The 19530-nt window shown below is 61.7% G+C and carries 16 protein-coding genes; 6 read left to right on the top strand and 10 right to left on the bottom strand.

The genetic code is table 11. From position 1 onward, the window contains the following. Positions 1 to 121: 121 nt before the first annotated feature. From AACU78_RS17925 to AACU78_RS17905, 5 genes are all read right to left on the bottom strand, one after another. A complete protein-coding gene (locus tag AACU78_RS17925) occupies positions 122 to 1732 on the bottom strand; it encodes a J domain-containing protein (protein WP_106577078.1) in 1611 nt (536 codons plus the stop codon). 11 nt (positions 1733 to 1743) lie between these two features. After that, the gene (locus tag AACU78_RS17920; protein ID WP_106577077.1) at positions 1744 to 3441 is read right to left on the bottom strand and encodes a molecular chaperone HscC; all 1698 of its coding nucleotides are present in this window, start codon (positions 3439 to 3441) and stop codon (positions 1744 to 1746) included. A gap of 546 nt (positions 3442 to 3987) precedes the next feature. Continuing rightward, entirely contained in the window at positions 3988 to 5445 is a 1458-nt protein-coding gene (gene adeC, locus AACU78_RS17915; protein WP_106577076.1) for an AdeC/AdeK/OprM family multidrug efflux complex outer membrane factor, read from the bottom strand. Continuing rightward, on the bottom strand, positions 5442 to 8606 hold the full coding sequence (locus tag AACU78_RS17910; protein ID WP_106577075.1) for an efflux RND transporter permease subunit: 3165 nt from the start codon (positions 8604 to 8606) through the stop codon (positions 5442 to 5444). The genes adeC and AACU78_RS17910 overlap by 4 nt, the downstream gene beginning before the upstream one ends. 3 nt (positions 8607 to 8609) lie before the next feature. Further along, positions 8610 to 9758: an efflux RND transporter periplasmic adaptor subunit gene (locus AACU78_RS17905; protein WP_106577074.1), complete on the bottom strand. Its 1149-nt coding sequence runs from the start codon at positions 9756 to 9758 to the stop codon at positions 8610 to 8612. Positions 9759 to 10044: 286 nt separating this feature from the next. On the opposite strand from AACU78_RS17905, the gene AACU78_RS17900 reads away from it, so the two are divergent. Continuing rightward, on the top strand, positions 10045 to 10677 hold the full coding sequence (locus tag AACU78_RS17900; protein WP_106577073.1) for a TetR family transcriptional regulator: 633 nt from the start codon (positions 10045 to 10047) through the stop codon (positions 10675 to 10677). Between the two features lie 363 nt (positions 10678 to 11040). Here the strand turns inward: AACU78_RS17900 and AACU78_RS17895 are convergent, their stop codons facing one another. From AACU78_RS17895 to AACU78_RS17885, 3 genes are read right to left on the bottom strand one after another with little or no spacing between them, the layout of a single operon-like run. Next, a complete protein-coding gene (locus AACU78_RS17895) occupies positions 11041 to 12096 on the bottom strand; it encodes an alkene reductase (protein WP_106577072.1) in 1056 nt (351 codons plus the stop codon). Positions 12097 to 12127: 31 nt separating this feature from the next. Further along, positions 12128 to 13294 (bottom strand): MFS transporter, encoded by a 1167-nt coding sequence (locus AACU78_RS17890; RefSeq protein ID WP_106577071.1) that lies wholly within the window; start codon positions 13292 to 13294, stop codon positions 12128 to 12130. 13 nt (positions 13295 to 13307) lie between these two features. After that, entirely contained in the window at positions 13308 to 13625 is a 318-nt protein-coding gene (locus AACU78_RS17885) for an ArsR/SmtB family transcription factor (protein WP_106577070.1), read from the bottom strand. 154 nt (positions 13626 to 13779) lie between these two features. Between AACU78_RS17885 and AACU78_RS17880 the strand changes: the two genes are divergently transcribed. Next, complete coding sequence (locus tag AACU78_RS17880) at positions 13780 to 14364, top strand: acyl carrier protein phosphodiesterase (protein ID WP_106577069.1); 585 nt, start codon at positions 13780 to 13782, stop codon at positions 14362 to 14364. A 108-nt stretch (positions 14365 to 14472) separates the two neighbouring features. On the opposite strand, the gene AACU78_RS17875 is transcribed toward AACU78_RS17880, so the two are convergent. Together AACU78_RS17875 and olsB are read right to left on the bottom strand one after the other, a co-directional pair. Continuing rightward, on the bottom strand, positions 14473 to 15264 hold the full coding sequence (locus AACU78_RS17875) for a lysophospholipid acyltransferase family protein (RefSeq protein WP_106577068.1): 792 nt from the start codon (positions 15262 to 15264) through the stop codon (positions 14473 to 14475). Then, entirely contained in the window at positions 15264 to 16019 is a 756-nt protein-coding gene (gene olsB, locus AACU78_RS17870; protein ID WP_106577067.1) for an L-ornithine N(alpha)-acyltransferase, read from the bottom strand. Before olsB ends, AACU78_RS17875 begins: the two co-directional genes overlap by 1 nt. Positions 16020 to 16205: 186 nt before the next feature. Between olsB and AACU78_RS17865 the strand changes: the two genes are divergently transcribed. The 4 genes from AACU78_RS17865 (at position 16206) to AACU78_RS17850 (ending at position 19527) form a co-directional block, all read left to right on the top strand. Then, a complete protein-coding gene (locus AACU78_RS17865) occupies positions 16206 to 17288 on the top strand; it encodes a serine hydrolase domain-containing protein (protein WP_106577066.1) in 1083 nt (360 codons plus the stop codon). Next, on the top strand, positions 17285 to 17599 hold the full coding sequence (locus tag AACU78_RS17860) for an amidase (protein WP_106577065.1): 315 nt from the start codon (positions 17285 to 17287) through the stop codon (positions 17597 to 17599). The genes AACU78_RS17865 and AACU78_RS17860 overlap by 4 nt, the downstream gene beginning before the upstream one ends. Positions 17600 to 17786: 187 nt before the next feature. Continuing rightward, a complete protein-coding gene (locus AACU78_RS17855) occupies positions 17787 to 18368 on the top strand; it encodes a YceI family protein (protein ID WP_106577064.1) in 582 nt (193 codons plus the stop codon). Position 18369: 1 nt separating this feature from the next. Then, entirely contained in the window at positions 18370 to 19527 is a 1158-nt protein-coding gene (locus AACU78_RS17850; RefSeq protein WP_106577063.1) for a phospholipase D-like domain-containing protein, read from the top strand. Positions 19528 to 19530 lie beyond the last annotated feature (3 nt).

Here is a 19530-nt window from a genome sequence, read left to right as displayed (position 1 = left end):
AGGTGCCGGCCATGGTGCGGGGCGGTATGGGCGCGATGAAAGTGGGGCAGGGCGGGTTGTGGGCGATGATCGAACGCAAGTTGACGGGCATCCCTGCATGGGCTGCCCGCCCTTGTGACGGTTACAGTCGAGATTCAACCAGGCGGGTCAAGGGGAAGGCTGGCAGGTATAGCTGGCACGCGAGCGCCAGTACCACCATGACCACCAGGAACACCAGTTGCCAGGGGCTCCAGTAACTCCAATGCAAGCCGCTGATCCACGGCCATTTGGCATTGAAGGATTCGTCGACCGAGCCCATGCGCCGGTGGCTGAACAAGTGGATCAGGACCATGCCCAGGTACGTCACTATGCCCATCAGCCCGAGCAAAAAGCCGAACATCAACAGCATCCCCACTTGCGGAATACCGTGGCGCAGTACCAACCAGTATTGGCGGGGGTTGAAGCGTTGGGGCAACAGCCTCTCGCTCAGCCATAAGTCGGCAACGAGCAAACGCGAGGTGATGGCGGCCCAGCCTTGAGTGAGGCGCATGGCGACGACGGTCGGCAGGAAGGTCATCAACATGAACATGAAGAGTTCGAGCGGCACCGGCCCTTTTTTCAGGTGAATGGAGGCCACGCACGTAGCAATGGCCAGCCCGCCCCACACTCTGCCCCAGGTTTGTTCGGAGACCGGGCGCGGCAAAAATTTTCGCCAAAAAAATACATCGGGTTGCGGCAGGCGTTCCAGTAACGACGGGTAGCGCCAGGCAAACTTTTGCGACAGTTGCTGGCACGCGTTCCACTGGTCATCCCCAAACTGGGACATCAAACGGTGCTGTTCGGCGGTCGGCATCCGCGTCAGCAGCACGCGTGCGGGCAAGGTGTCGGGTGCGTTGCGCGGGCCGTTTTGGGCTTTTTCCAGCAGGGTGTCGTAGAAACTCTCCTGCTCGCAGCGTTCAACCAGGCCCCGCCACATCCACTCGGGCTCGGGGTGCATGCCTTTCTGGTCATCCCAGCCAAAGACCTGGCAGACGCGCTCAAACAACGGCACGCTCCACGTGGTGTCGTGGAGCAATTGCAGGACGATGCGCTGCCATTGTTGTTGCAGGTCGAACACGCGCAGCCAGGGTTGCTGGTTGTAGGTTTTGAGCTGGTTGATGAACTCGCGCTCGGCCTTTTGCTCCAGCTGTTCCTGCAGCGCCTGGCGATAAGCCTGCAGCAGTTCGCCGCTTAGCGCCTCATGTTGCCAGGGGCTCATCGCCACACGCTGCCAGGGCGTCAGCCATTCCAAGTGCTGCACCGCCCAGGCGGCAATTGCCGCACGCTCACCGGGGGCATCGAAACAGTGGCGCAGCAGAGCTGCCTGGAACGCATCGGCGCAGAGTTGATGCTGGGCCTGTTCCCAGCGCTCATCGAGGGTGTGAGCGCCCAGCCCGTTGATCAGCGCTTGCGCGCGCGTCTGCTCGGGCGGCAGGTCGAACAGGGCAGGGCTGACGGGGCGAGTATCGTCAAACTCCGCGTATTCATGCGGGTTGCCGTCGGCCAGTTCGGCCACGGGTGCATCGATGACTTCGACCTCATGCTCGGCCCGCCAGCGCGCGATATGCAGCGCTTGTTCATAGGCTTCGCGCAGGCGCTGGAAACCCTCGGCGTCATCGTCCGGGCGGCAGCTTTTCAGCATCCGCGCGTAAGTGCGCTTGATGGTGCGCTCGTCGGCGTCGTCCGCCAGTTGCAACACTGCCCAACAGTCCATGTCGTTCTCCCTCAGCGCCAGAACCCGTTGTCGAGTTGCTCTAGTTGACGGGTGAGTTCGCTGCGGGCTTCACGGATGCGGCGTTCGTCCTGGGTGTCGAGCACTTGCTGGAACTGCGCGGCCCAGTGCCCGAGCTGCTCGCGCAACTCGCCGAGGTTTTCCTGGTAGAGCCGTTCGAGGCGGGCGGTCAGCACGGTATTGACCTGCTGGTCGCGCGGGTGAATCTTCAACAGCGCCAGGGCTTGCAGGCGTTGCTGGATCTCCGGCGGGCTGAGCACGCCCGGGTTGTTCTCGATCACCAGTGAGTGCTGCTCGCCGGTCAGCGGGATGTTCACCTGGGCTTCGAGCAAGCCGTTGTTGTCGTAGGTGAAGCGCACGTCCAGCGAGACCTCGCCGGCCTTGCGCTTGGGCACGGGAATTTCCAGCTGGCCCAGTTCGATGTTGTCTTTCACCAGACGGCTTTCGCCCTGGTAGATTTTCAACAGCACGCGGCTCTGGTCGTCGTGGAGGGTGACCACACTCTTGACCCGGCTGACCGGCACGCTGCTGTTGCGCTCGATCAGCGGCAGGTAATGCCCGCTTTCGATATGGCCGCCATATTGGTTCGAGGTTTCGATGCCCAGGGTGTAGGGGCAGACGTCGGTCAGCACAATCTCTTCCAGCGCTGCCGAACGGGCCTTGAGCGCTGCCTGAATCGCCGCGCCGTGAGCGACCACCTGGTCCGGATCGAGGCTGATGGACGGGAAGCGTCCGAACAAGCCGGCGGCCAGTTTGCGCACCAGCGGCATGCGCGTGGTGCCGCCGACCAGCAGGATTTCATCCAGATCGCCGACCCGAATCCGTGCGTCACGCAGGGCGCGCTCAATCGGCGCGCGCAGGCGTTCCAGCAAGGGCGTGTAGAGCTTGGCGAGTTCAGCCTGGGTGATGGTTGTGACCCATTGCTGGCCGTCAACGCGCAGGGCGAACTCGGCGCTGTCGTCCTGGCCCAAGGCTTTGCGCACGCGCTCGGCTTCGCGGCGCAGGGCTTGCAGCACGGTGCTGGTGGGCGGGAAGCCCTGGGCGTTGCGCTGGCTGTCGACAAAGTGTTCGAGCAATAAGGTGTCGAAATCTTCGCCGCCCAGGAAGTTGTCGCCGGCGCTGGCGCGCACTTCCATCACGCCGTCGAACAGCTCGATGATCGACACGTCGAAGGTGCCGCCGCCGAGGTCGAACACCAGGAACGAGGTTTCCTTGTCACGCTGGTGCAGGCCGTAAGCCAGGGCCGCGGCGGTGGGTTCGTTGATGAGTTTTTCAACGTTGAGCCCGGCCAGTTCACCGGCGATGCGCGTGGCCTTGCGCTGGCCGTCGCTGAAGTAGGCGGGCACGCTGATCACGGCTTCAGTGACGCTTTGGCCGTAGGTGCGCTCGATGTCTTCTTTCAGGCTTTTGAGCACCAGCGCCGAGAGTTCTTCGGGGCGGAACGAACGGTCGCCCAGGCGCACTTCGGTGGCACTGCCCATGTAGCGCTTGAACAGCGAGGTGGTCAGGTGCGGGTGGGTGTGCAGGCGTTCCTTGGCGGCTTGGCCCACCAGGATGCGGCCTTGGTCATCCAGGCCGACCACACTCGGGGTCAGCAACTGGCCAAGGGCATTGGGCACCATTTCGGCAGCGTCACCGCGCCAGACAGCGGCCAGGCTGTTGGTTGTGCCCAGGTCGATTCCTACGATCATTACGACAAGCTCCCTTTGTGGTCTGTAAGAATCTGTAACCAATTTTACCCTGAAAGGTTCCGCAGAAAGCAAGGTGCGAGACTTGATGCGGGTCGCCGTGTGGGGTCGGGAATGCGCGGGGCCTGCCAGATCAAAATAAAAAGCACAGTACAGTGGGCTTGAGTTGGCAGAGGTAAAAGCACAGCAAAAACAAAGCAGTAGAGGACCTCCTGAGGTGATGAGGTCCAAATGTGGGAGCGGGCTTGCTCGCGAATGCGGTGTGTCAGTCAGCTCATTTTTAACTGACCCACCGCCTTCGCGAGCAAGCCCGCTCCCACAATTTAACCGAGTTCAGCTCCCCCTTTAGGTCGACTGGCACACCGCTTCTGTTTTGCTTTTCTGTGGGAGCTGGCTTGCCTGCGATAGCGGCGGGTCAGTCAGTACAGGTGTGGCTGACACACCGCTATCGCAGGCAAGCCAGCTCCCACCTTTGATTCACGGTGCTTAATGAAGCGGCAAAAAAAACCGCTTCCGGTAAGGGAAGCGGTTTTATTTACAGCAGCACGATTAGAACAACTTCAGTGCCGGTGCTTCTTCTTTCACAGGCTCGTTCTTCGCGGTCTGCTCGTTCCAGCCACCACCGAGGGCCTTGTACAGGTTGACCTCGCTGTTGAGCTGCGCCAGACGGTCGGTGATCAGCGATTGCTGGGCACTGAACAGTTGGCGCTGGGCGTCGAGGAACGTCAGGTTGCTGTCGACACCAATGCGGTAGCGACGCTCGGCCAGGCGGTAGTAATCCTGGTTGGCCGCGACGAAGCCACGCTGGGCGTCCAGTTGCTGCTTGTAAGTCGCGCGCGCGGCGAGGCCGTCGGAGACTTCCTGGAAGCCGGTCTGGACGGCCTTCTCGTAGTTGGCCACGTTGATCTCTTTCTGGATCTTCGAGTAGTCCAGGCTTGCGCGCAGGCTACCGGCGTTGAAGATCGGGATGTTGATCTGCGGCGCAAACGACCAGGTGCCCGAACCGCCTTTGAACAGGCCGCCCAAAGTTGGGCTGGCAGTACCGGCACTGGCGGTGAGGCTGATGCTCGGGAAGAACGCTGCACGCGCTGCGCCGATGTTGGCGTTGGCGGCCTTGAGGTTGTACTCGGCCTGCACAATGTCGGGACGACGTTGCAGCAGGTCCGATGGCAACCCGGCTGGCACTTCGCTGAGCAGGTCATCCGACAGCGGCTTGCTGGCGATATTGGCCGGCAGACCGGTGCCGAGCAGCAGGGTCAGGCTGTTTTCGTCCTGGGCCACCTGGCGTGTATAGCGCGCCAGTTGCACACGCGCGTTTTCCACCGAGGTGCGCGCCTGGCTGAGGTCGAGGGCCGAGGCCACGCCGACTTCGTTGCTGCGCGAGGTCAGCTTGTAGCTCTGCTCGAAGGCACCGAGGGTGTCCTGGGTCAGCTTGAGCAGTTCCTTGTCGGCCTGCCAGGTCAGGTAGGCGTTGGCCACATTGGCCACCAGGCTGATCTGGGTGCTGCGCCGCGCTTCTTCAGTGGCGAAGTACTTCTGCAGTGCTTCTTCGCTGAGGCTGCGCACGCGACCGAACAGGTCCAGTTCATACGAGCTGATGCCGAGGCCTGCCGAGTACTGGCTGGTGATGCCCGCTTCGCCGGTCTGCGACAACTTGGCCGGGGTGCGTGTGCGGCTGCCGCTGCCAGTGGCCGAGATGGCCGGGAACAGGTCGGCGCGCTGGATCTGGTACTGCGCCGCATAGGCATCGATGTTCAGGGCCGCGACACGCAGGTCACGGTTGTTGACCAGCGCGGTCTGGATCAGCTGCTGCAGGGCCGGGTCATGGAAAAACTGCTTCCAGCCCTGCTCGGCAGCGGCCTGGCCCGGCGCCTGGGCCGACGAATACGCCGGCCCCTGCGGGTACTGCGCTGCGACCGGCGCTTCAGGGCGCTGGTAGTCAGGTATCAGCGAGCAGCCACTGAGCACGAATGCCGTGACAGCTAGGGAAAGTAGCGACTTGCTCATTGGCCAGCCTCTTTAGGAGTTTCAGTAGTGTCCTTCTTTTTGTTGCGCTCGCCAGCAGACGACACGGTTGCAAAGAACAGTGGCACCCAGAAGATCGCCAGGACGGTGGCGGTGATCATACCGCCAATTACGCCGGTACCGATCGCGTGCTGGCTGCCTGAGCCTGCGCCCGAGGAGATGGCCAGCGGCAATACGCCGAGCATGAACGCCATGGACGTCATGATGATCGGGCGCAGACGCATACGAGAGGCTTCGATGGCCGACTCGACAATACCTTTGCCCTGCTCGTGAAGCTCTTTGGCGAATTCCACGATCAGGATGGCGTTTTTCGCTGCCAGACCCACCGTCACCAGCAAGCCCACCTGGAAGAACACGTCGTTGGACAGGCCGCGCAGACTGGTGGCGATCAATGCACCGATCACACCCAGTGGCACCACCAGGATCACCGCGATTGGAATCGACCAGCTTTCGTACAGCGCTGCCAGACAGAGGAACACCACCAGCAGCGACAGGGCGTACAGCGCAGGTGCCTGGGAGCCGGACAGACGTTCTTCATACGACAGGCCGGTCCACGAGTAACCGATACCGGACGGCAGATCCTTGGCGATGCGCTCGACTTCCGCCATCGCGTCACCGGTACTGTAGCCAGGCGCTGGAGTCCCGAGGATTTCCATTGCCGCTACACCGTTGTAGCGCGAGAGCTTCGGCGAACCGTAGATCCACTTGCCCGACGAGATGGCCGACAGTGGCACCATCTTCCCGGAGGTGCTGCGCACGTACCACTTATCCAGGTCTTCCGGAGACATGCGGCTGGCCGCGTCACCCTGCACATACACTTTCTTCACACGACCACGGTCGATGAAGTCGTTGATGTAGCTACCCCCCAGGGCAATGGCCAGGGTCTGCTGGATGTCCGACAGGCTGATGCCTTGGGCGCTGGCTTTTTCGTCGTCGACCGACAGCTCGTACTGCGGCTCGTCGTTCACGCCGTTGGGGCGCACGCCCGCCAGGATCTTGCTTTGTGCCGCCGCACCCAGGAACTGGTTGCGCGCATCCATCAGCTTCTGGTGGCCAACGCCGCCCTGGTCTTGCAGGAACACGTCGAAACCGGTGGCGTTACCCAGCTCCAGTACAGACGGTGGAACGACGGCATACACCATGGCGTCCTTGAACGTCTGCGAGAAGTAGCCTTGGGCGCGCTTGGCAATCTCGAACACCGACGTGGATGAGTCACGCTCGTCCCACGACTTGAGCATGACGAACGCCAGGCCAGAGCTCTGGCCACGACCGGCAAAGTTGAAGCCGTTCACGGTGAACACCGATTGAACGCCTTTGCCTTCGCCTGGCTCGCCTTCCTTGTTGTTGAGCAAGTAGGCGCGCATATCGTCGATGACTTTTTGCGTGCGTTCGGCCGAAGAGCCAACCGGCGTCTGCACCTGGGCAAAGATCACACCCTGGTCTTCGTCGGGCAGGAACGCGCTTGGAATGCGGGTGAACATCCAGATCATGCCGGCCAGGATCAGCGCATACACCAGGAATGCCGGGAGCTTGTGCTTGATCATGTTGCCCACGCCGCGCTCGTAGCTCAGTACGCCACGGTCGAAGGTGCGGTTGAACCAGCCGAAGAAACCACGCTTGGGTTGGCCGTGCTTTTCCGGATCGATCGGCTTGAGCATGGTGGCGCACAAGGCCGGGGTGAAGATCAGCGCAACCAGTACCGACAACGCCATCGCCGAAACAATCGTGATGGAGAACTGCCGGTAGATCACACCGGTGGAGCCGCCGAAGAACGCCATTGGCAGCAGTACCGCCGACAGTACCAGCGCGATACCGACCAGGGCGCCCTGGATCTGGCCCATGGACTTGATCGTCGCCTCCTTGGGCGACAGGTGTTCCTCGGCCATTACCCGCTCGACGTTTTCCACCACAACGATGGCGTCGTCCACCAGCAAGCCGATGGCCAGGATCATGCCGAACATGGTCAGGGTGTTGATGGTAAAACCGAACGCTGCGAGGATCCCGAAGGTGCCCAGCAATACCACCGGTACGGTCATGGTGGTGATGATGGTGGCGCGGAAGTTCTGCAGGAACAGGAACATCACCAGGAACACCAGCACGATCGCTTCGACCAGGGTGTGAACCACACCGGAAATCGATTCGGTCACAACCGGCGTGGTGTCATACGGCACCACCGCCTTCATGCCAGGCGGGAAGAACGGTTCCAGGGACGCAACCGTGGCACGGATCGCCTTGGCGGTGTCCAGTGCGTTGGCACCGGCGGCCAGTTTGAGCGCCATACCCGAGGCCGGCTTGCCGTTGAACTGCGCGCTGATGCTGTAGTTCTGGCCACCCAGTTCGATACGGGCAACGTCACCCAGGCGAACTTGCGAGCCGTCGGCATTGACCTTCATCAGGATCTTGCCGAACTCTTCGGCCGATTGCAGACGTGTCTTGCCGATGATGGTGGCGTTCAGCTGAGTGCCGGGCAGGGCAGGCAGGCCGCCCAATTGACCGGTGGCCACCTGGACGTTCTGCGCCTGAATGGCGTTGCTGACATCCACCGGCGTCAGCTGGTAGTTGTTCAACTTGGCCGGGTCGAGCCAGATACGCATGGCGTACTGCGAACCGAACACCTGGAAGTCACCCACACCGGCGGTACGGGAGATCGGGTCCTGGATGTTCGACACGATGTAGTTGGACAAGTCGTCCTTGGTCATGCTGCCGTCTTCCGACACCAGACCAATCACCATCAGGAAGTTCTTCACCGACTTGGTCACGCGGATACCCTGCTGCTGCACTTCTTGCGGCAGCAGTGGGGTCGCCAGGTTCAGCTTGTTCTGCACCTGAACCTGGGCGATGTCCGGGTTGGTACCCTGGTTGAACGTCGCGGTGATGGTCATGCTGCCGTCGGAGTTACTGTCCGAGGCGACATAACGCAGGTTGTCGATACCGTTGAGCTGTTGCTCGATGACCTGCACCACGGTGTCCTGCACGGTTTGTGCGGACGCGCCTGGGTAGGTCACCTGGATGTCGATGGCGGTCGGCGCAATGGCCGGGTATTGGTTGATGGGCAACTTCAGGATCGACAGTGCCCCGACCAGCATGATCACCAGGGCAATTACCCAGGCGAAAATGGGACGGTCGATAAAAAATTTCGACATGGATTACTCCCCTTTACCAGCATCGGCAGCAGGCGCTGCGGCAGTGCCGGCGGGTTTGGCGTTGTCTGCGTCCTTGACCTTGACTTCGATGCCCGGCTTGATGAATTGCAGGCCTTCGGTGATCACGCGGTCACCGGCGTCCAGGCCTTTTTCCACCAGCCAGTAGGCGCCGGCAGTACGGTTGGCGACCAGCTGACGTTGCTCGACCTTGTTGTCCTTGTTCACGATCAGCGCAGTCGGGATGCCCTTGAGGTCACGGGTCACGCCTTGCTGTGGGGCCAGAATGGCCTTGCTGTTCACACCGGCTTGCAGCTGGGCGTGGACGAACATGCCCGGCAGCAGGGTGTGATCAGGGTTCGGGAACACGGCGCGCAGGGTCACGGAACCGGTGGTCTGGTCGACCGACACTTCAGAGAATTCCAACTTGCCGTCCTGGCCATAGGCGCTGCCATCTTCCAGGGTCAGTTTTACCTTGGCGGCATTATCGCCGGCTTTTTCCAGCTGGCCGCTTTCCAGGTCACGGCGCAGTTTCAGCATTTCAGCCGAAGACTGCGTGACGTCGACGTAGATCGGGTCCAGTTGCTGGATGACGGCCATGGCATCGGCCTGGCCATTGCTGACCAGTGCGCCTTCGGTGACCGAAGAACGGCCAATACGCCCGGAGATCGGCGCGAACACTTTGGTGTAGCGCACGTTGATCTGGGCGGTTTGAACGTTTGCTTCGGCAGTCATGCGGTTGGCGACGGCCGTGTCGTATTCCTGGCGGCTGACGGCTTGCTCATCGACCAACTGCTTGTAGCGGTCGGTGATGGACTTGGTCTGGGTCAGGCTGGCTTGTGCGCTTTTCAGGGTCGCGTCATACACCGACGGGTCGATCTGGTAGAGCTGTTGCCCTTCCTTCACGTCGGCGCCTTCCTTGAACAGGCGCTTGAGAATGATGCCGTTGACCTGAGGCCGAACTTCCGCAATGCGGAAGGCGGTGGTACGCCCCGGCAATTCGGAGGTCAGGGTAAAGGCTTGCGGTTGAATGGTGACCACGCCGACCTGAGGGGTTTGAGCGGGCGGAGCCGCTTCTTCCTTTTTACATCCGCTGAGCAGCGATGCCAGGGCGACGGCAGTGACCAGAGCGGTAACAGCTGGCTTAAGTTGCATGAAGATCCTCGGGTCAGGCGCGCAGAATGCGCACAAGAAGTGTGGAAGGGTAAAAAACAAGCTGTGAGTAGATAAGTAGCTTGCTACGCAATATACTTACGTTCATGGTTGTTTGTAAACTCTTGACAGGCTTCGCGGAATGTTGACAAAGCATGTCCAAAAGCCTCGATTTTAGTACGTTCGGCGCCCATGACGGTGTCGTCCCACAATTATTCAGATGATCGTTACCGCCTATTAAAGCTGCGTTACCGATAGTCCCAAGTGTTCTGATTGAGGTTTTACTGCCATGGTTCGTCGCACCAAAGAGGAAGCTCAGGAAACGCGCAGCCAGATTCTCGAAGCCGCTGAACAGGCCTTTTATGAGCGCGGCGTTGCGCGCACGACGCTGGCGGACATCGCGGCGCTGGCCGGTGTGACGCGCGGTGCCATCTACTGGCATTTCAGCAACAAGTCCGATTTGCTCCAGGCATTGCTGGACACGCTGCACGAACCCCTGGACGAACTGGCCCGGGCGAGTGAAAGCGAAGATGAAGTCGACCCGCTTGGCTGTATGCGCAAGCTGCTGATTCATTTGTTTCATCAGGTGGCCCTGGACCCGAAAACCCGGCGCATCAATGAGATTTTGTTTCATAAGTGCGAGTTCACCGATGAAATGTGTGACATGCGTCGCCAGCGCCAGACCCATAGCCTGGAATGCAACCTGCGTATCGGCCTGACATTGCGTAACGCGGTCCATCGCGGGCAGCTTCCGGAAAATCTCGACACCACCCGTGGTGCGGTGTGCATGCATGCCTACATCAATGGGCTGATCGGCCAATGGCTTCTGGTGCCCGACAGCTTTCAATTGCATCAAGAGGCTGAGCGCTGGGTTGATGCAGGGCTGGACATGCTGCGCCTGAGCCCCAGCCTGCGCAATTAAGACAAAATGCGTAATTGCGTCCAGTTGTGTCAACAGTAAAGACGAGAGACAGTCAATCGTCCTTGCGCCTGAAGGGTGGGGTGACTTTATATACGGGCTGGCGGCCGGTTGATAGGTAGCCGCCTAAGTATTTTGTAGCAATATTGTTGCAAGCCTGTGAAGGAATGTTTCCCAGCCGTTGTGTGATCGTTCCCAAATGTGGGAGCGGGCTTGCTCGCGAAAGCGGTGGATCAGTCAAAGCATATTTAACTGATGGCCCGTATTCGCGAGCAAGCCCGCTCCCACACTAGATCTCAGGTGTATTACAAAACTCAGTAAAAAGCCCCGGTTCCTGCGAACCGGGGCTTTTTGCGTTTCAGACGATCAAAGCGCCAGGGTTGGGTAGTCGATGTAGCCGACCGGGCCTTTGGCGTAGAAGGTTTCCGGGTGCGCTTCGTTCAGCGGCGCGTCGGCCTTCAGGCGGGCCGGCAGGTCCGGGTTGGCAATAAACGGTACGCCGAAGGCCACCGCGTCTGCCTTGCCCGAGGCCAGCCAGGCGTTGGCGCTGTCCTTGGTGAAGCGTTCGTTGGCGATGTACGGGCCACCGAAGGCTTTTTTCAGTTGTGGACCGAGGCTGTCGCCGGCTTCTTTTTCGCGCGAGCAGATGAACGCGATGCCACGCTTGCCCAGTTCACTGGCGACGTAGGTGAAGGTTTCGGCCAGGTTGTCGTCGCCCATGTCATGGGAGTCGGCACGCGGTGCCAGGTGCACACCCACGCGGCCGGCGCCCCAGACGTCGATGGCGGCGTCAGTCACTTCCAGCAGCAGGCGCGCACGGTTTTCCAACGAGCCGCCGTAGTTGTCGGTGCGCTGGTTGGTGCTGCTTTGCAGGAATTGGTCGAGCAGGTAACCGTTGGCGCCGTGGATTTCCACGCCGTCAAAGCCTGCGGCCTTGGCGTTTTCGGCGCCGACGCGGTAAGCGTCGACGATATCGGCGATTTCAGCGGTTTCCAGCGCGCGTGGCGTCGGGTAGTCGGCCAGCGGACGCACCAGGCTAACGTGGCCCTTGGGCTGGATCGCGCTCGGTGCCACCGGGGTTTCGCCGTTCAGGTACGACTCGTGGGAGATGCGGCCGACATGCCACAGTTGCAGGAAGATCTTGCCGCCCGCGCCGTGCACGGCCTTGGTCACATTGGCCCAGCCGCGTACCTGGTCGTTGGACCAGATGCCCGGGGTGTCCGGGTAGCCCACGCCCAGCGGCGTCACGGAGGTGGCTTCGCTGAGGATCAGCCCGGCAGACGCGCGTTGCACGTAGTACTCGGCCATCAGCGCGTTGGGTACGCGGCCTTCATCGGCACGGCAGCGGGTCAGCGGCGCCATGATGATGCGGTTGGACAATTGCAGGTCGCCCAGTTTGATCGGATCGAAAATAGTCGTCATGGGATAACACCCTTCTCTTTAAGTGGATTGATCAGTTGGTCGCAGGGGCCAGGTCGGCATCGCCGCTCTGACGGAAAGTAATCAGGGTCACCAGCAGGGCCAGGATCGCCAGGGCCGCAGCCGCCAACGGCACGCTGGTCAGGCCGAAACCGTGGGCAATCACACTGCCGCCGACCCAGGCGCCGAGGGCGTTGCCGATGTTGAAGGCGCCGATATTCAGGGTGGACACCAGGTTCGGTGCGGCCTTGCCGAAAGTCACCACGTTGATCTGCAGCGCCGGCACGGCGGCGAACGAGGCGGTGGCCCATAGGAACAGGGTGATCTCGGTCGGGATCACCGCGACGCTGGTCCAGGTCAGTACCGTGGACACCACCGCCATGCTGATGAACACACCGATCAAGGTGGCCGCCAGGCGTTTGTCCGCCAGCTTGCCGCCGATGATGTTGCCCACGGTGAGGCCCAGGCCGATCAGCAGCAGGGTCCAGGTCACGCCTTTGGGCGACACGCCGGTGACGTCGCCCAGCAGCGGCGCGACGTAGGTGAAGAGGGTGAACATGGAGGCGGCGAACAGCGCGGTCATGGTCAGCGACAACCAGATACCGGCACCTTTGAGGGCGGCCAGTTCGGCGCGCATGTCGAGTTTTTCTTCGTCACGCTTGGCCGGCAGAAAGCGGATCAGGCCGATCAGCGCCACAACGCCGATCACCGTCACGGCCCAGAAGGTCGAGCGCCAGCCGGCTTCCTGGCCCAGCGCGGTACCCAGCGGCACGCCGAGCACATTGGCCAGGGTCAAGCCGGTGAACATCAAGGCCACTGCCGAAGCGCGCTTGTTGGCCGGCACCAGGTTGGCGGCGACCACTGAACCGATACCAAAGAACGCACCGTGGCACAGCGCGGTGACCACACGGGCAAACATCAGCACGTTGTAGTCACTGGCCAGGGCGCAGAGCAGGTTGCCAATGATAAAGATGCCCATCAACGCGACCAGGGCAGCCTTGCGCGGCAGCTTGGCGGTGGCCAGTGCCATGAAGGGTGCGCCGATGGCCACGCCCAAGGCGTAGCCGGTGACCAGCCAGCCGGCGCCGGGAATCGACACGCCAAGGTCCGCCGCCACATCGGGCAACAAGCCCATGATGACGAACTCGGTGGTGCCGATGGCGAAGGCGCTCAGGGCCAGTATGAGTAGCGAGAGGGGCATTTGCGTTTCCTTGTTACAGCGCCGGTGCGCTGAGTTCTGTAATAAGCGCCGTGAGAAAGGCTTGGATCACTTCCTCATTACGTCTGAAAAAGTGCCACTGCCCGGCCTTCTGGCTGCTGATCAAACCCGCCCGTTGCAAGGTTGCCAGGTGGGCCGACACGGTCGACTGGGACAAGCCGCAGCGCTGGTCGATCTGCCCGGCGCAGATGCCGTATTCGTGGTTGTGCAATTGCTCGGGGAACTGCACTTTCGGGTCTTTCAGCCAGGTGAGGATGTCTCGTCGTACTGGGTGCGCCAGGGCTTTTATTATTTCGTCGAGGTCGATGGACATGGCGGAGGCTCGTTTTCGTAAAACGTTATATCGCGATGAGGCGAACTTTAAATCGTTACATCCCGATACACCAATATGCTTTTGGTCTTAAGACCGGCTATTTCGGTATATCGGGTTATAACGATACATGGAGGGCAGTGGTAGACTGCGCGCCATGAATTATCTCGCACATCTGCACCTGGGCGGCCAACTTCCTGCGCAATTGCTGGGCAGCCTCTATGGCGACTTCGTTAAAGGCCGCCTGCAGGGCCAGTTCAGCCCGCAAATCGAGGCGGCGATCCAGTTGCATCGCTCCATCGATCGCTTCACCGACAGCCACCCCTTGGTAGGCGAGGCGTTGTCACGCTTCAGCCTGACCCGCAAGCGCTACGCCGGGATTGTCCTGGATGTGTTTTTCGATCACTGCCTGGCGCGGGACTGGGCGCTGTATGCTGACCAGCCGCTGGAGCGCTTCACGGCGCAGGTGTACCGCGTGCTGGCGGCCGAGCCGCAGTTGCCGGGACGACTGGCGCAGATCGCACCCTATATGGCGGCGGATGATTGGTTGGGTTCGTACCGCGAGTTCGCGGTGATGGAACAGGTGTTGCGCGGGATCTCGCGGCGTCTGACCCAGCCCGAGGAATTGAGGCATGCCATGCAGGAGTTGCGGGTGTTGTATGAGCCGTTGAGTGAGGACTTCCGGGTGTTCTACCCCGAGTTGCAGGAATTTGCACGAGCCCATCTGATCAGTGAACTCTAAATGTGGGAGCGGGCTTGCTCGCGAATACGGTGTATCCGTCAGCATATTTGTTGCTGACAGACCGCATTCGCGAGCAAGCCCGCTCCCACATGGTTGACCGTGCCCGCTTTAGGCAGCAAAAGCAGGTCGAGCAACCACGTGTTCTGCCTCCGGCAACGGCCCAAACAACGCCTTCTGCACCGCCTGCTGCGCCTGGAATGCCAGCGCTGCGCGTTCCTGCCCAGCACATGCAATCGGCTGCAGCACATGAATCTCGACATCGCCCTGGTCGTTGGAAAACAGGCGCATCAGGTGCGAGAGCAAATCGTCGTCACCAATAAACGGTGCCAGCGGGTCCACTTGCCCATCACGCAGATAACGAATGGCCACCGGTTGCAGCGACACATCGGCTTCAATCGCACTGGCCAGCAACCGCCCGTGGAAAGTGCGCAGGCTGCGCCCGTCGGTCGTAGTGCCTTCGGGGAACATCAGCAGCGGGTGCTGTTGCGCCAGGTGACGGGTCATCTGCTTGCGGATCAATTGGCTGTCGCCCGAACCCCGGCGGATAAACAAGCTGCCGGCTTTGGCCGCCAACCAGCCGGCCACCGGCCAGGTGCGCACTTCGGCCTTGGACAGAAAGGACATCGGCGCCACAGCGCCCAGCAGTGGGATATCGGTCCAGGACACGTGATTGCTCACCCACAGCATCGGCGTTTTCGGCAACTCACCGTGCACCGTCACGCGAAAGGGCAGGGCATGGGTCAGCCGCGCCATAAAGAATCGCGACCAGCGCTGGCGGCGCACCATCGAGTTGGCCACGCCCAAACGCTCGAACACGCCAAACACGCTGGCCATGCTCAGCCCCAGTGCGACCACCAGCAGCACCCGGGCGATGCGCCCGTACACGCGAAGGCGGGCCATCACATGGCCGCCTTGAAGTGGCGGGCGTAACGTGGGCACAGCTCGTCACGCTTGAGCAGGATGAACACGTCGGCCACCTGGAAATCTTCATCCCAGCACGGCTCCCCGCAGATCTTCGCACCCAGGCGCATGTAGGCTTTGAGCAGTGGCGGCATTTCGGCGATCACGTTGGACGGCAGGTCCAGTGCCGGCAGTGGCTTTTTCGGCTCGGCGCGCAGGTGTTCGTTGCACAGGTAGCGTTCGCGCAGGCGCTGCATGATCGCGTGGGCCTGGATGCCGCCGTCGTGCATCGGGATGCTCGCGCAGCCCATCAAGTAGCTGTAGCCGCCCTGGTTCAAGACTTCCGCCAACTCGCCCCACAACACGGCAATGGTGCCGCCGTTGCGGTAGGCCGGGTCGACACAGGTGCGACCGATTTCCAGGATCGGGCCTTGCAGGTGCAGCAAGCCGTGCAGGCTGAATTCTTCTTCGCTGTAGAACCGGCCCAGGGTGCTGGCGGCCTGGTGGTCGAGAAAACGGGTGGTGGCGACCAATCGACCGCTGTTCAAATCCCGCACGCCGATGTGGCTGCAGTGAACATCATAGTCATCCATGTCCAGACCCAGTTCCGCGCCTTTCAGCTTGGCGTTGAACTCGCCGCTGAACACGTTGAACCGCAGGGCCTGGGCTTCCTGCAACGCCTTGGCGCCAATCAGGCGTTCGGCTTGCAGGCGGCGTTCATTGCCGGTGTCGCTGATGCGGGCGATCTGAGTCATGGCGAATCTCCGAGTGCCAGCCACGTTCCGGCCGGTCGACTTGTTTGTCCAAACTCAGGCTATGTAGGCTCGGTGTCAGCGCCATGAAGTTACGGTGACGCTTAGATGACAGCCGTTGATGTCGCCAATCTGTCATGCGCCTGGGCTAGGCTCGCGGGCTTGAATGCCCCCCTTGAGTTCGCGTCCATGGTCCGAGGCTTGTTGTGCGTTGCCCTGCTGTTCGTCACCGTTGCCGCCCACGCCGACACCTGGCCTGACAAGGACTGGGCCCAGGGCACAGCGCTCGCCGGCCCCGCTGTCGATGCTCTGACTGCCTATGCGTTCCCAACCCGTGACGACGCCACCCGCCAAGGCATTCGCACCGACGCGCTGCTGGTGATCCGTGACGGCGAAGTCATCTACGAACGCTACGCCGCCGCCACTACCGCGAGCACGCCGCACCTGACCTGGTCGATCAGCAAAAGCCTGATGGCCACCGTGCTCGGCGTGGCCTATGGCGAAAATCGCTTCAAACTTAGCGACCCCGCCGCACGCTTTTACCCGCCGATGAAGCAGCACCCCAAGGTGACGATGGCCGACCTGCTGCACTGGGCCTCGGGCCTGGACTGGCAGGAAGATTACGAATACGCGCCGTTGAAATCCTCGGTGGTGGCGATGCTCTACACCCGTGGCCGCGCCGACATGGCCGAGTTCGCCGCCGACACCGAGGCCGCAGCGGCACCGGGCCAAGCCTTCCGTTACTCCAGCGGCGACAGCAACATCCTCTCCGCCACCCTCAAAGGCATGCTCGGCCACAAGGCCTATATGAATTACCCGTGGGACGCGCTGTTCAAGCCGCTGGGCATTCACAACGCCACCTGGGAAACCGACGCCGACGAAACCTTCGTCGCGTCCTCCTACGCCTACCTCACCGCCCGCGACCTGGCGCGCATTGGCCTGCTGATGGCGCGCGATGGGCGCTGGGGCGCGCAGCAATTGCTGCCTGAAGAGTGGGTCGCCTTCAACCGCCAACCCTTCGACAACTACAAAGCCGGCCAGGACGAAGCCGTACCCGGCGGCCAGTGGTGGCTGAACCGCGAAGTACAAGGCGCGCCCCGCCCGTGGCCCGACGCTCCGGCCGACACCTTCGCCGCCCTCGGCCACTGGGGCCAGGCGCTGTTTGTGATGCCCGATGAACACCTGGTGATCGTGCGCTACGGCGATGACCGCGACGGCAGCTACCGCCACAACGACCTGCTCAAACGCGTGCTCGCGGCGGTGCAACCATGATTCGTCGTCACCCGTTCATCAGCCTGTTTCTACTGCTGTTGCTCGCGTTGCTGGGCTGGGTCTGGCATGAGCGCGTCAACCTGCAAGCCTTCCCCGACATCATCGCGGCGTACACCGCCAAGGAATATTGCTCGTGCCGGTATGTGCAGAACTATCCGGCCGAGTATTGCCTGGGGTATGTGAAGCAGTACGTGCCGACCAGCGCGTTCAACGACAACCCGGAGCGCAGTGAAGTGACGGCCAGTGGGTTGGGGCGCACGCATACGGCGCGCTGGATGGGTGATCGCCAAGGCTGCCGCCTGAATCCCTGACACACGCCAAATTCCCTGTGAGAGCTGGCGTGCCTGCGAAGACGGCGGCACAGGCGACAGAAATGTTGACGGACCTGTCGCTATCGCAGGCAAGCCAGCTCCCACCTTGATCGGCTTTGTCAGTTACATTGCGCCCGGCACCCGGCACAGTTAAGGTTCGTCCAGGTTTTTTGCCTCACGAGTCTTTATGTTCAACGTCAAACCCCTGGCCTTCACGCTGCTGACGGCTGCAGCTCTGCCTGCCCATGCCGACTGGTATCTGGATAACGAATCCTCACGCCTGTCGTTCGTCACCACCAAAAACACCGAGGTCGCGGAAGTACAGCGTTTCCTGGTGCTGCACGGCAAGGTCGACAGCCAGGGCGCGGCCCAGTTGGACGTGGAGGTGGAGTCGATCAACAGCGGCATCCCGCTGCGCGATGAGCGCATGCGCAATGACCTGTTCGAGATCAAGACCTTCCCCGAAGCGCTCATCACTGCGCAGATCAACCTGCAACCCATCAACGATCTGGCCCCCGGCGCGCAGCTGGAATTGCGCCTGCCGTTGAGTGTGACGTTGCACGGCAAGACTCAGACCTACAGCGCCGAACTGCTGGCCACGCGCCTGGATGACCGGCGCTTTCAGGTGGTGACCCTGGAGCCGGTGGTGTTGCATGCCGAAGATTTTGACCTGGCGCCAGGCGTGGCCACCTTGCGCAAAGCGGCGGGGCTCAAGTCGATCAGTTTGTCGGTGCCGGTGGGTGCGGTACTGATTTTTACGGCGCGCTGACGTGAGCGGCGCAGTCTTCCCGTGGCGCAGCGCCAACCGTTTCGAGTTGCTGATCGACGGCCCGCGTTTCTTTCCGCAGATGCTGGCGGGCATTGCCCGCGCTGAGCGGCAAGTCGAGTTGGAGTTGTACCTGGTGGAAGCCGGCGCCTGCGCCGACGCCATGGTCCAGGCGCTGGTACTCGCAGCCGAGCGCGGCGTGCGGGTGCGCTGTTTGTTTGATGATTACGGCAGCCTGGCGTTTACCCTGAGTTTGCGTAAGCGCCTGACTGACGCGGGTGTGGAGCTGCGGTTCTACAATCGCCTGAGCTGGCGGCGCTGGATGCGCAATCTGTACCGCGACCACCGCAAGCTGTTGCTGATTGACCAGAGCATTGCCGTGGTCGGCGGCACCGGCGTGACCGATGAATTCTGGACGCCAGGGCAAGACACGGCCGAATGGCATGAAGTGATGGTGCAAATCAGCGGCCCGTTGGTGCTGGACTGGCAAGCGCTGTTCGAGCGGCAATGGCACGCCAATGCCGCTCGCCGTGAATGGAAGCCCGCTACCCATTTTGGTTTGCCGCGCCTGCCCAAGGTGCCGGCCACCGGGCCAGGCCTGGGGCGCGTCGCCTATGCCGACGCGCGTCAGCACCGCGATATCCTGCAGTCGCTGATCCGCGCCTTGAACAGCGGCCAGCAAAGAATCTGGCTGGCCACGCCGTATTTTCTGCCGACCTGGAGTGTGCGCCGTGCCTTGCGCCGCGCGGCCGGGCGTGGGGTGGATGTGCGTTTGCTGCTCACCGGCCCGCGCACCGATCATCCCTCCGTGCGCTACGCCGGGCACCGTTATTACCCGCGTTTGTTGCGCGCCGGTGTGCAGATTTTCGAATACCAGCCGTGCTTCCTGCACCTGAAAATGGTGCTGGTGGACGATTGGGTGAGCATCGGCTCGTGCAATTTCGACCACTGGAATTTGCGCTTCAACCTGGAAGCCAACCTGGAAGCGCTGGACCCGCAATTGACGCTGGCCGTGGCCGGCAGTTTCGAACGCGATTTTGCCAAGAGCCAGGCCGTGAGCCTGGAAGCATGGAAGTCGCGGCCGTTGTGGCGGCGGGTCAAGCAGCGGGTGTGGGGCTGGATTGATCGGTTGGTGGTGAATCTGTTGGATCGGCGGGGGTAGGGC

Source organism: Pseudomonas sp. R9.37, assembly GCF_963878885.1.
In the GTDB taxonomy this organism is placed as follows: Bacteria; Pseudomonadota; Gammaproteobacteria; order Pseudomonadales; family Pseudomonadaceae; genus Aquipseudomonas.
The sequence above is the reverse complement of the archived record's forward strand: the minus strand, read 5'-3'. Positions and strand labels throughout refer to the sequence as shown.